The sequence below is a fragment of the Methylorubrum sp. GM97 genome (genome assembly GCF_024347855.1).
GTDB lineage: Bacteria > Pseudomonadota > Alphaproteobacteria > Rhizobiales > Beijerinckiaceae > Methylobacterium > Methylobacterium extorquens.
On record NZ_AP025942.1, the window covers coordinates 3,048,902 to 3,061,067 of the forward strand.

The window sequence follows — 12,166 nt, forward strand, 5'->3', positions numbered from 1 at the left end:
GTGAAGGCGCGTTCCACTGGTCCGTTATGCCGAAAACTTGCGCTTTGCTACTCAACCTGTCTCGCGGCATTCTTGGTCCAGAATAGCACAGCAGATCCCGTGGGTGTCAGAGTCGATACGGAGACAGCGCGCAGCAAGCCGACCGACAGCAGCACCAAAGGCGCTTCGTCATCACCGATGGAAGCGCTCAAGATGACGAGTTGGAGTGACGATGACGCTCTCCGCAGGTCTCCCGTCGAACCTGAACTGATAGCCGCTGCAACCGCGCGAGAGACGTTCGGCGCAAAGGGGACGGCGTCCGGTCCTCGCGTGGATGACGGGTCTGTCCGGCGCCGGCCAATCGACCATCGCCGATGCGGCCGATTGCGCACTGACGGAAGCAGGCCGGAGCACCACTCGGCCCCCTACGTGGCTCCGACCGAACCGGACCTCGCGCTCCAGACCCGTGACGACGCTGTCGCAGACTCCGCCCAGCTGCTCATCTCCGCGCTGTTCCGCCTGAGCGCCCATGCGCAGGGCCGACCGGCATAGGCCGCTCGCTGCTGCGGCGCCCCGACGAAGGTGAGTGGCATCGAGTTTGCTGAGGCGAGCGTGACGGTCGGTTCCGTCGCATCCCCTGGTCGCGCGCAACGGCCGGGCTAATTGAAACGCTTCCAGACAGGATGCGAGCCCCGGGAGCCGTCTCCGCATGACGTTTCGTCTGACGCTGACCGTCAACGGTGAACCGCGCGCGATCGAACTCGACGATCCGCGCGTCACCCTCCTCGATCTCCTTCGTGAACGGCTCGGCCTCACCGGCTCGAAGAAGGGCTGCGACCGGGGCCAATGCGGCGCCTGCACCGTCCTGCTGAACGGGCGGCGGATCAATTCCTGCCTTGCGCTCGCCGTGAGCCTGGACGGGGCCGAGGTTCTGACCATCGAGGGCCTGGCGGTCGGCGAGCAGCTTCACCCGGTCCAGGCCGCCTTCATCGAGCATGACGGCTTCCAGTGCGGCTTCTGCACGCCGGGGCAGATCATGAGCGCCGTCGGGCTGATCCACGAGGGCCATGCGGGCGATGATCCCGAGCGGGTGCGCGAGGGGATGAGCGGCAATCTCTGCCGTTGCGGCGCCTATATCGGCATCACCGAGGCCGTGCTCGACGCCCAGGCCCGCAGTGCCGGTGTCGATCAGGGAGAGGCTGCGTGAACCGCTTCGACTATGTCCGCCCCGGCAGCGTCGCCGAAGCCGTCGCCGCAGCTGCCGAACCGGGCGCGGCCTATCTCGCGGCCGGCACCAACCTGCTCGATCTGATGAAAGGCGGCATCACCCGCCCCGGCCGCCTTGTGGATGTCACCCATCTGCCCGGCCTCGACCGGATCGAGCACTTGCCGGATGGGGGCGTCCGCATCGGCGCGCTCGTGCGCAACAGTGACCTCGCCTACGATCCGCACGTCTCGAAAGCGCACCCCGCCGTGGCCGAAGCCCTCCTCTCGGGGGCCTCGGCGCAACTGCGCAATGCGGCGACCGTGGCCGGCAACCTGCTGCAGCGGACCCGCTGCCCCTACTTCTATGACCCGGCCAGCGCCTGCAACAAACGCGATCCCGGCGCCGGCTGTGAGGCGCGCGGCGGCGAGACGCGGCTCCACGCCGTGCTCGGCTGGAGCGAGCACTGCATCGCCACCCACCCCTCCGACTTCTGCGTCCCGTTGGTCTCACTCGACGCCGTCGTCGAGATCGAGGGCATAGCCGGCGCCCGCGAGGTGCCGCTCGACGCACTCTACCGCCTGCCGGACGACCGGCCGGACCGGGAGACGGTGCTGGAACCCGGCGACCTCATCGTCGCCCTGCGCCTGCCGGCGGACGCCGCGGGTTTTGCCGGGCATTCCCGCTACCTCAAGGTCCGCGACCGCACCTCCTACGCCTTCGCCGTGGTCTCGGCAGCAGCCTCGCTGCGGCTCGATGGCGGGCGGATCGACGAGGCGCGGATCGCGCTGGGCGGCGTCGCGCTCAAGCCCTGGCGCGCCCGCGCCGCCGAGGCGGTGCTGGCCGGCGCGGAACTGAGCGAGCGGCGTTTTCGTGAGGCGGCGGATGCGGCCCTGGCCGAGGCTCTGCCGTCCGGCGACAATGCCTACAAGATCGAGCTGGCTCGCCGCCTGATCGTACGGGCACTGACCCTTGCCGCCGCCGGCACCCCGGAGCGCATGCCGGCGCTTCCGGCCTCCGCCTTCTCGGGAGACGCGCTCCATGCCTGACATCGCCTACGAGCAGGCCCGGCACGGGTCGAGCATCGGCCAGCCGCTCACCCGCCGCGACGGTCTCCTGAAGGTCACCGGACAGGCGACCTACGCCGCCGACAACCGGCCGGAGGGCTTGCTCCACGCGGTGGTGGCGGTGAGCCGCATCGCCCGCGGCCGGGTGGCCCATCTCGACGTCGCGGCGGCCAAGGCCCATCCCGGCGTGGTCGAGGTGATGACGGGCGCCAACGCGCCGCGGCTCGCCCAGGACCCGGACGCGAAGGACAACCCCTTCATGTTCCGGCTCGATCTGCTGCAGAACGACCGCGTCCGCTACGCGCACCAGCCGATCGCCGTGGTGATCGCCGAGACGCTGGAGGCTGCGACCGAGGGTGCCGAGCTGCTGGCCCCGCGCTACGAGGTGGATTCGCCGCGCATCGGGCTCGATGCCGGGGATCCGGAGGAGCCCGAGGGCGTCGGTGCGGGCGACAAGGCGATCGTGTCGCGCGGCGATGTCGAGGCCGGGCTGGGACAGGCCGAGCGCCGGGTCGAGGCGACCTACGAGACACCGGCGCAGTATCACAACGCGCTCGAACCCCACGCCATCGTGGCGCAGTGGGATGGCGACCGGCTCATCGTCGACACGCCGAGCCAGGGGCTCGCCATGGCCAAGATGCGGCTCGCCGGCCTGTTCGGGCTCAACCCGAAGAACATCCTCGTCCGCTCTCCCTTTCTCGGCGGCGGCTTCGGCTCGAAGGGTTTTCTCTCCGGGCCGCAGATACTCGGCGTGATGGCGGCCAAACTCGTCGGACGGCCGGTGAAGCTCGTGCTGCGTCGGGAGCAGATGTTCGGCCCTGTCGGCCACCGCGCCGAGACGCGGCAGACGCTGCGGCTCGGCACCGACGCAGACGGATCGCTCACCGCCCTCGACCACCACACGCTGACGGCGACGAGCCGGTTCGACGACTTCTACGAGCCGGCCAGCGCCATCTCCCGGTACCTCTACGCCGCGCCCGCGGTCTCGACGCGTCATTCCGGCGTGCGGGTCGATACCGGCACGCCGCTCTTCATGCGCGCGCCCGGCGAGGCTTCGGGCAGCGTCGCCCTGGAGGGCGCGATCGATGAGATGGCGGAAGCCTGCGGCCTCGACCCGCTCGAATTTCGCCTAAGGAACTACGCCGAGGACGAGCCGATCTCCGGCAGGCCGTTTTCCTCGAAGGCCCTGCGCGAATGCTATGCGCAAGGCGCCGCCCGCTTCGGCTGGGACAAGCGCGCCCCGGCGCCCCGATCGATGCGCGATTCCGCCGGGCGCCTCGTCGGCTACGGCATGGGCACGGCCCTGTTCCCGGCCCTGATGATGCAGGCGGAGGCGCGGGCCGAGATTCGCGCCGACGGCACCGGCACGGTCGCGCTCGGCGCCCACGACATGGGGCAGGGCGCCTGGACCGCGCTGGCGCAGATCGCCGCCGACGGCCTCGGGATCGACCTTGCGCAGCTCGATTTCCAGAGCGGCACGTCGGACCTGCCGAATGCCGGCATTGCCGGCGGCTCGGCCCACACCGCCACCGCCGGCACGGCGATCCATTCCGCCGCTGCCGCGGTGCTGGCGCAACTTGCCGACCTCGCGACCAACGATGAGCGCTCGGCCCTCTATGGCGCCGGCAATGCCGGCGTCTACGCTCGCGGCGGCAGGCTGATCCGACGGGACGACGAGGGACGCAGCGAGTCGTTCACCGAGATCCTGAACCGGGCCGGCCGCGCCTCGATCTCGGCGCAAGGGCAGGGCGCCCCCGATCCGGCGGCGCGCGAGGCCTACGCGATGCACGCCCACGGCGCGGTCTTCGCCGAGGTCAGCGTCGATCCCGATCTTGGCCAGATCCGCGTCACCCGCCTCGTCGGCGCGTTCGCCGCCGGCCGAATCGTCAACCCGCGCCTCGTCACGAGCCAGTACAATGGCGGCATGATCTGGGGCGTGTCCTTCGCGCTCCACGAAAACGCCGTGGTCGATCCCCGTTCGGGCCGGGTGATGAATGCCAATCTCGGCGAGTACCATGTGCCCGTGAACGCGGACGTACCGTCGATCGAAGCGATCCTCGTCGACGAGCACGATCCGCACGTGAACCCGCTCGGCATCAAGGGCGTCGGTGAGATCGGAATCACCGGCACGGCGGGCGCCATCGCCAACGCGGTCTATCACGCCACAGGGATCAGGGTGCGCAAGACGCCGATCACGCTGGACCGATTGTTGGGGTGATCGGCGCTTCCAATACACTGCCCTCATCCTGAGGTGCCGCAAAGCGGCCTCGAAGGATCCTCCAGTTCCCGCGCGATCCCTGGAAGATCCTTCGAGGCTCCGCTTCGCGGCGCACCTCAGGATGAGGATCAGGATGGGAGAAGTGGGGTCAGATGGCTTCGCCTGATGGCGAGCCGGGGCGATGCAAATCGACGGATTCCAGAAGCGTCAGCGCCTCCGCCACCGACAGCCGCCGGATCTCGGCTCGGCCCGGATCGCTGAAGCGGCGCTCGGCGTGGCGGGTGGGGCTGTCCTTCACGGCGAGCCCGAAATGCACGAGGCCGACTGGCTTGGCGTCGCTGCCGCCGCCCGGCCCGGCAATGCCGGTGACGGAGACCGCCACGTCCGCGTGTGACGCTGCGAGCGCGCCTTCCGCCATGGCGCGGGCCACCGGCTCGCTCACCGCGCCATGCGCCGCGATGAGGTCCATCGGCACGCCGATCGACTCGGCCTTCGCCTCGTTGGAATAGGTGACGAAGCCGCGCTCCACCACCGCCGAGGAACCGGGCACTGCCGTGAGCAGCCCGGCGACGAGACCGCCGGTGCAGGACTCGGCGGTCGCGATGCATTTGCCCGCCGCCGCATAGGCACGCACCAGCGCCTCGGCGCGGGCCAGCAACGCGGCGTCTTCGATCACGAACGGCGCTCGTTGGTCTCCGCCTCGGTCTCCAGCTCGGCGCAGACCTCCGGTAGCCGCACCGTCGCGGCGGCTTGGGCGGCGAGGCCCTCGGCGCGACCGACGAAGCCGAGCTTCTCCGTGGTCGTTGCCTTGATCGACACCGAGGAGAGCGGCACGCCCGCGATCTCGGCGATGCGCGCGCGGATTGCCTCGCGGTGCTGGCCGATGCGCGGGGCTTCCGCCAGCACCGTGATGTCGAGATGGTCGATCTTGCCGCCGCGCGCCCGCACCAGCTCGCAGGCATGGGCTAGGAACTGGTCGGAGGCCGCCCCGCGCCACTTCTCGTCGGAGGGTGGGAAGTGTGTGCCGATGTCGCCGTCGGCGATGGCGCCGAGCAGCGCGTCGGTGAGGGCGTGCAGCGCCACGTCGCCGTCGGAATGGGCGAGCACGCCGCGGTTGGCTGGGATCTTCACGCCGCCGAGCCAGACGTGGTCGCCCTCCGTGAAGGCGTGGACGTCGAAGCCGGTGCCGAGGCGGGTCACGTAAGTGGTCATGGTGTCATCCGATATCGCGGCCGCAGGTTCAGAGAAAGCCCGTCCGGAGAATGCCCGGTCGGCCTCGATCAGGTCCGCGGCCTGGGTGATCTTGCGGTTGCGGGCGTCGCCCTCGAACACGACGACCGGCAGCCCGGCCCATTCGGCGAGCGCCCCGTCATCGGTGAAGCCGTCGCGGCCCTCGGCAACGGCCCGGCGATGCGCGTCGAGAAGCAGGCCGAAACGGAAGCTCTGCGGCGTCTGCACCGCGCGGAGATTTTCGCGAGCCGGAGTTTCGTGGACGCGGCCGATGCCCGGCGCGATCTCCTCCACGAGCTTGATCGTGTCGGAGACCGCGATGCCCGGCACCGACGCGCCGTGCTCGGAGCCGGCCGCGACCGCGCGGGCGATCAGCGCCTCGTCCACGAAAGGCCGCGCCGCGTCGTGGACGAGCACGAGATCGGGCGCGCCCGAGCGGGCGAGCCCTTCGAGCCCGGCCGCCACGGATTGCTGGCGCGTCGCCCCGCCCGGCACCGGCTCGGCGAGCTTTTCACGATGGGTTTGCTCGAGATCGGCGAGGCATTCGCGATAGAAGTCCTGCGCATCCGGCGCGATCACCGGCTGGATGCGGGTGATGCGGGGCGATTGCGCCAGCGCCGCAAGCGTCCGCGTCAGCACGGCCCGGCCGCCGACGCGGCGATATTGTTTGGGTAAGTCGCCGCCGACACGCAGGCCCTTGCCGGCCGCCACCACGACCGCCGCCACCGATTTATTCCCCGGCTCCTGTCCAGGCGGCCGCGCGGCTTGGTCGGACATGCTGGGCCTCGAATGGAAATCATCTGGGGATGGATGGGGATCGCCGCGTCCTTATGCGGCAAGATGCGCGAAGGCAAACGCCGCAGGCGCTTGCGTCTGCCAGCCGTTTGGCTACTTATTGGGCACAATGACACGTGACCATTATTTGAGCGCGCTACGCGGGGCTGACGATCGGGGGGCGGATAGCCCGCCGGTCCTGCTGGCACCGCTATCGGGCGTCACCGATCTCCATATGCGGCGTCTCGCCCAGCGGCTCGGTGCCAGTGCCGTGGTCTCCGAGATGGTCGCGGCGGCCGAGCTGGCGAAGGGTGACGCCGAATCGCAGGTCCGGGCCGAGGGTGCGGGGGTGGACCCGCATGTGGTGCAGCTAGCCGGCTGCGCGCCCGAACTGATGGCCGAGGGGGCCCGTATCGCCGTGGCGAACGGCGCCGATGCCATCGACATCAACATGGGCTGCCCGGCCAAGACCGTGACCGGCGGCGAATCGGGCTCGGCGCTGATGCGCGACCTCGATCACGCCGCGCGGCTCCTCGCGGCGGTGCGCGGCGCGGTCGATGTGCCTGTCACCGTGAAAATGCGGCTCGGCTGGGATCACGCCAGCCTCAACGCCGCCGAACTGGCACGGCGTGCCGAAGCCCTCGGACTCGACGGCGTAACGGTTCACGGCCGCACCCGGCAGCAATTCTACAAGGGCCGGGCCGATTGGTCGGCGATCCGTCCCGTGGTCGAGGCGGTGCGCATCCCCGTCATCGCCAACGGCGACATCACCGGCGTGGAGGAGGCCCGCGCCTGCCTCAGCCAATCCGGAGCGGCGGGCGTGATGGTCGGGCGCGCGGCGGTCGGGCGTCCCTGGCTCGTCGGCGAGATCGCCGCCGGGCTCGCCGGGCGTGTGGCTGCGCCGCTCTCGGCCGAGCAGCGGGCGGCGGTCGCGGCCGAGCATTACCAGGGGCTGATCGCGCTCTACGGCGCGGCGATGGGCGTGCGCCACGCCCGCAAGCATCTCGCGGCCTATGCCGACGCGGCTGGCGGACTGACCCCGGACGACCGGCGCCGCCTCGTCACCACACACGATCCGGCAGAGGCGCTCCGCCTCCTGCAACGCGCGTTCCTCGAACCGGCCGGGACGGCGACCACGCCCCTCGGCGAGGCAGCCTGATGCCCTTTTCCGACGAGCCCGCCCCCGAATCCCTGCCGCCGGCCGAGGCCGTGTTGAATTCGCTGCCGCTGCCGGTCCTCACCATCGGGCCGGATGAGCGGATTCTGCGGGTCAACCACGCCGCCGAGCTGTTCTTCGACGCCTCGGCCCGGCTGATGCTGCGGGGACGGCTGCGCGACATCATCCCGTTCTCCTCGCCGATCATCGCGCTGGTGACTGAGGTGCGCCGCCGTCGCTCCTCCGTATCGGAATACCGGGTCGAGCTGGTCCAGCCGCGCTCGGGGACCGAGCGCAGCGTCGATGTCTTCGCCACGCCTCTGCGCGACGAGGACGACTCCGTGGTGCTGATGCTCCAGGAGCGCACCATCGCCGACAAGATGAACCGGCAGCTCACCCATCGCGGCGCCGCGCGCTCGATGGTGGCGCTCGGCGCGATGCTCGCTCACGAGATCAAGAACCCGCTCGCCGGCATCCGCGGCGCGGCGCAACTCCTCGAACAGGAGAGCGACGAGGAGGACCGGCTTCTGACCCGCCTGATCTGCGATGAGTCGGACCGGATCGTGCGCATCGTCGAGCGGATGGAGCTGTTCGGCGATGAGCGGCCGGTGGAGCGCGGCCCCGTCAACGTCCACGGCGTGCTCGATCAGGTGAAGCGCTCGGCCCAGTCGGGCTTTGCTCGTCACATCCGCTTCGTCGAGAACTACGATCCCTCGCTGCCGCCCGTCCTCGGCAACAGGGACCAGTTGATCCAAGTGATCCTGAACCTCGTGAAGAACGCGGCCGAGGCGATCGGCACGGACACGGTCGAGGGCGAGATCACCCTCTCGACCGCCTTCCGCACCGGCCTGCGCCTTCAGATCCCCGGTTCGCGCGAGCGCGTCAGCCTGCCGATCGAAGTGGCGGTGCGCGACAACGGGCCGGGCATTCCGCCCGACATGCTGTCGGACCTGTTCGACCCCTTCGTCACCACCAAGGTGCAGGGCTCCGGCCTCGGACTTGCATTGGTGGCCAAGATCGTCGGCGATCATGGGGGCATCGTCGAATGCGATCCCGTACCCCGCCGCACCGCCTTCCGGATCCTCCTTCCCATGTCGAGCGCCCGCGACGGGCGTGAATCGGCCGCGGAGCGCTGAGTCGAGAGCCATGCCCAACGGCCACATTATCGTCGCGGACGACGACGCCGCGATCCGCACCGTGCTCAACCAGGCCCTGTCCCGGGCTGGCTACGAGGTTCGCACCACCTCGAACTGCTCGACGCTCTGGCGCTGGGTCGCCCAGGGCGAGGGCGACCTCGTCATCACCGACGTGATGATGCCGGACGAGAACGTGTTCGACCTGCTGCCGCGCATCAAGCGCGTTCGGCCGGAACTGCCGATCATCGTGATGAGCGCGCAGAACACCTTCATGACCGCGATCCGCGCCTCCGAGCGCGGCGCCTACGAGTACCTGCCCAAGCCCTTCGACCTGAAGGAGCTGATCGCGATCGTCGGCCGGGCGCTGTCACGCCCCCGCGGGACGCCCGCCCCCGGCGCCGGGCCGGAGAATGAGGATATCCCGCTGGTCGGCCGCTCGCCGGCCATGCAGGAGATCTACCGGGCACTCGCCCGTCTGATGCCGACCGATTTGACGGTGATGATCACGGGCGAGTCCGGCACCGGCAAGGAGCTGGTTGCCCGCGCGCTCCACGATTACGGCCGCCGCCGCACCGGGCCGTTCGTGCCCGTCAACATGGCCGCGATTCCCCGCGACCTGATCGAATCGGAGCTGTTCGGCCATGAGAAAGGCGCCTTCACCGGCGCGCTCTCACGCTCGGCCGGCCGGTTCGAGCAGGCGGAGGGCGGCACGCTGTTCCTCGACGAGATCGGCGACATGCCGATGGAGGCGCAGACCCGGCTGCTGCGCGTGCTTCAGCAGGGCGAGTACACCACCGTCGGCGGGCGCGTGCCGATCAAGACCAACGTCCGCATCATCGCCGCGACCAACAAGGATCTGCGCGTCTCAATCCAGCAGGGGATTTTTCGCGAAGACCTGTTCTTCCGCCTCAACGTCGTGCCCCTACGTCTGCCGGCGCTGCGCGAGCGATCGGAGGACGTGCCGGACCTGATCCGCCACTTCTTCGTCCTGGTGGAGCGCGAGGGCCTGACCCGAAAGACCCTCGACGCCGACGCGATGGAGCGGCTGAAGCGCTATCGTTGGCCCGGCAACGTGCGCGAGCTGGAAAACCTCGTTCGCCGTCTGGCCGCGCTCTATCCGCAGGAGACCATCACCGGCCCGGTCATCGAGGCGGAACTCGACACCCTGCCGCTCGCCCAGCCCGCGGCCAACGGAAACGGCGCGGCCCGCAAGAACGCGAACGGGGCCTCCGACAGCGAGACGCTCTCCGGCGCGGTCGAGCGGCACCTCGCCGACTATTTTTCGGGGTATCGCGACACGCTTCCGCCGCCCGGCCTCTACCACCGCATCCTGCGCGAGATCGAAGGCCCGCTGATCGGGGCGGCGCTGGCGGCCACCCGCGGCAACCAGATCCGTGCGGCCGAGCTGCTGGGCGTCAACCGCAACACCCTGCGCAAGAAGGTGCGGGATCTCGATCTGCAGGTGTTTCGGACGTCGCGGTGACGCGCTCCATCCGGGAACGTCGCTTGGATCGCTTCGCCTGACCCTGGCGATCCAGCGGCGCCACGCGGAACCGGACTGTCGCGTTTCTCCTCTGTTCTCCACGGCCGCGCTTCGCTAAAGGCGCGCCATGCTGCGCCTTCGCGAGTACCAGCGCGCCGCCCTCGACGCGCTCGATTGTCATTGGGACCAGGGCGGCGGGCCCGGCCTCGTCGTGCTGCCGACCGGCGCCGGCAAGGCGCTCGTCATCGCGGCGCTGATCCGCGAATGGCTGGATCGGGCGCCGGGGGCGCGGATCTGCGTCCTCACCCATGTCCGCGAACTCGTGGTGCAGAACCACGGCGAGTTGCTCGCGTACTGGCCTGGGGCGCCTGCGGGCATCTTTTCCGCCGGCGTCGGCCGGCGGGAAGTTCACGCGCAGGTCACCTTCTGCTCGATCCAATCCGTGCGTGACCGGGCCGAATTGTTCGGCGCCATCGATCTCATCGTGGTCGACGAGGCCCATCTGGTGCCGCGGGCGAGCGAGACCGGCTACGGCCGCTTCCTCGCCGCGGCGCGGGCCGGCAACCCGGATCTCAAGGTCGCGGGCTTCACCGCCACGCCCTACCGGCTCGATTCCGGCCGGCTCGACGAGGGCGAGGGCCGGGTGTTCGAGCGGATCGTCTACGAATCGCTGGTCGGCGACCTGATCCATCAGGGCTTTCTGGCGCCCCTGGTCTGCAAGGCGACCGCGCTCGCCCTCGACGTGTCGGGGGTGCCGAAGCGCGGCGGCGACTACATCCCCTCGGCGCTGGAGGCGGCGGTCAACCGCGAATGGATCACCCGCGCGGCGGTCGAGGAGATGGTGGGCTATGGCCGCGAGCGGCGGGCGTGGCTCGCCTTCTGCGCCGGGCTCGCGCACGCGGCCTCCGTGCGCGATGCGATCCGGGCGGAAGGGATCTCCTGCGAGACCGTCACGGCCGAGACCGGCAAGCGCGAGCGAGACCGGATGGTGCGCGACTTCCGCGCCGGAAAGATCCGCTGCCTCGTCTCGGTCGGTGTGCTCTCCACCGGCTTCAACGTGCCGGAAGTCGATCTCATCGCCCTGCTGCGCCCGACTCAATCGGCCGGGCTGTACGTGCAGCAGGTCGGCCGGGCCCTGCGCCGGGCGCCGGGCAAGTCGGATGCGATCGTGCTCGATTATGCCGGACTGGTGCGGATGCACGGCCCGGTGGACGCGGTGACCGCCCGCAGCGTCGCGCTCGGGCCGGCGACGTTGGGAATGGCGCGGGCCAAACCCTGCCCCGGCTGCGGCGCGCTGATCGCCCTCAACGCCAGCACCTGCGAAGCCTGCTGGGTCGAGCCCGAACCGGAGGACGAGGAGGCACCCCACGCCGCGAGCGCGGAGGACGCCATGCCGATCCTATCCGAATCGATCTGCCCCTGGCGCGAGGTCGTGGGTTGGCGCCTCGACCGCGGCCCCGGCGGCTCCGGCCCGGACCGGCTCGAAGTCGCCCTGCGCTGGCGGGGCGGCGGCTGCCGGGTCGAGGTCTGCCTGGAGCATTCCGGCCATGCCCGCGAGAAGGCGGTGCAATGGTGGCGCGCGTTCGGCGGCGCCGATCCGGTGCCGATGTCGGTCGCCGCAGCCCTGGAACGGGCCGACGAATTGGAACAGCCGGAGACCCTACGGGTCGAGGCCGCCGGCCGGCTCTCCGAGAGCGTGACGGTGCGTTTTTCCGACGGGCGGCGGTTCCGCGACCTGCGCCGCTGGGGCACCCTGGCCGCCTGATCGGATCCTCATCCGGTCTGATTCGTATTAATTTCGCCACACTGATGTGGCCCCGCATCAGTGATGCCGCTTCTGTCGCGACGTTCTGAAAACGTGCCGTCCGATGCCCCGTCCCCCGAGGACGGCGCCGAGGCGGTCGCGCGCCGGTTCGACT

10 protein-coding genes are annotated in these 12,166 nt (G+C 70.2%); 8 read left to right on the forward strand and 2 right to left on the reverse strand.

The genetic code is table 11. The features are described 5' to 3' along the window. Positions 1–256: 256 nt before the first annotated feature. The 4 genes from MSPGM_RS14070 to MSPGM_RS14085 all read left to right on the forward strand — a co-directional run bounded on the left by MSPGM_RS14070 (position 257) and on the right by MSPGM_RS14085 (position 4,468). Positions 257–502, forward strand: coding sequence for an adenylyl-sulfate kinase (locus tag MSPGM_RS14070; RefSeq protein WP_114404485.1), 246 nt, complete (start codon positions 257–259; stop codon positions 500–502). 186 nt (positions 503–688) lie between these two features. Further along, complete coding sequence (locus MSPGM_RS14075; protein WP_003597405.1) at positions 689–1,186, forward strand: (2Fe-2S)-binding protein; 498 nt, start codon at positions 689–691, stop codon at positions 1,184–1,186. Then, complete coding sequence (locus MSPGM_RS14080; protein WP_003597404.1) at positions 1,183–2,232, forward strand: FAD binding domain-containing protein; 1,050 nt, start codon at positions 1,183–1,185, stop codon at positions 2,230–2,232. The genes MSPGM_RS14075 and MSPGM_RS14080 overlap by 4 nt, the downstream gene beginning before the upstream one ends. Continuing rightward, positions 2,225–4,468 (forward strand): xanthine dehydrogenase family protein molybdopterin-binding subunit, encoded by a 2,244-nt coding sequence (locus MSPGM_RS14085; RefSeq protein ID WP_003597403.1) that lies wholly within the window; start codon positions 2,225–2,227, stop codon positions 4,466–4,468. The genes MSPGM_RS14080 and MSPGM_RS14085 overlap by 8 nt, the downstream gene beginning before the upstream one ends. 148 nt (positions 4,469–4,616) lie before the next feature. Here the strand turns inward: MSPGM_RS14085 and MSPGM_RS14090 are convergent, their stop codons facing one another. Both MSPGM_RS14090 and MSPGM_RS14095 read right to left on the reverse strand, forming a co-directional pair. Beyond that, positions 4,617–5,144: a CinA family protein gene (locus MSPGM_RS14090; protein WP_003597402.1), complete on the reverse strand. Its 528-nt coding sequence runs from the start codon at positions 5,142–5,144 to the stop codon at positions 4,617–4,619. Then, a complete protein-coding gene (locus MSPGM_RS14095; RefSeq protein ID WP_003597401.1) occupies positions 5,141–6,475 on the reverse strand; it encodes a bifunctional 2-C-methyl-D-erythritol 4-phosphate cytidylyltransferase/2-C-methyl-D-erythritol 2,4-cyclodiphosphate synthase in 1,335 nt (444 codons plus the stop codon). The genes MSPGM_RS14090 and MSPGM_RS14095 overlap by 4 nt, the downstream gene beginning before the upstream one ends. A gap of 127 nt (positions 6,476–6,602) precedes the next feature. Here MSPGM_RS14095 and dusB point away from each other — a divergent pair, with 127 nt between their 5' ends. The 4 genes from dusB (at position 6,603) to MSPGM_RS14115 (ending at position 12,012) form a co-directional block, all read left to right on the forward strand. Then, on the forward strand, positions 6,603–7,631 hold the full coding sequence (dusB, locus tag MSPGM_RS14100) for a tRNA dihydrouridine synthase DusB (RefSeq protein ID WP_043766265.1): 1,029 nt from the start codon (positions 6,603–6,605) through the stop codon (positions 7,629–7,631). Next, complete coding sequence (locus MSPGM_RS14105; RefSeq protein WP_003600275.1) at positions 7,631–8,764, forward strand: two-component system sensor histidine kinase NtrB; 1,134 nt, start codon at positions 7,631–7,633, stop codon at positions 8,762–8,764. Before dusB ends, MSPGM_RS14105 begins: the two co-directional genes overlap by 1 nt. A gap of 10 nt (positions 8,765–8,774) precedes the next feature. Then, positions 8,775–10,247, forward strand: a complete 1,473-nt coding sequence (gene ntrC, locus MSPGM_RS14110; protein ID WP_003600273.1) for a nitrogen regulation protein NR(I) — start codon at positions 8,775–8,777, stop codon at positions 10,245–10,247. Positions 10,248–10,374: 127 nt separating this feature from the next. Beyond that, positions 10,375–12,012, forward strand: coding sequence for a DEAD/DEAH box helicase (locus MSPGM_RS14115; RefSeq protein WP_003600272.1), 1,638 nt, complete (start codon positions 10,375–10,377; stop codon positions 12,010–12,012). Positions 12,013–12,166: the final 154 nt, after the last annotated feature.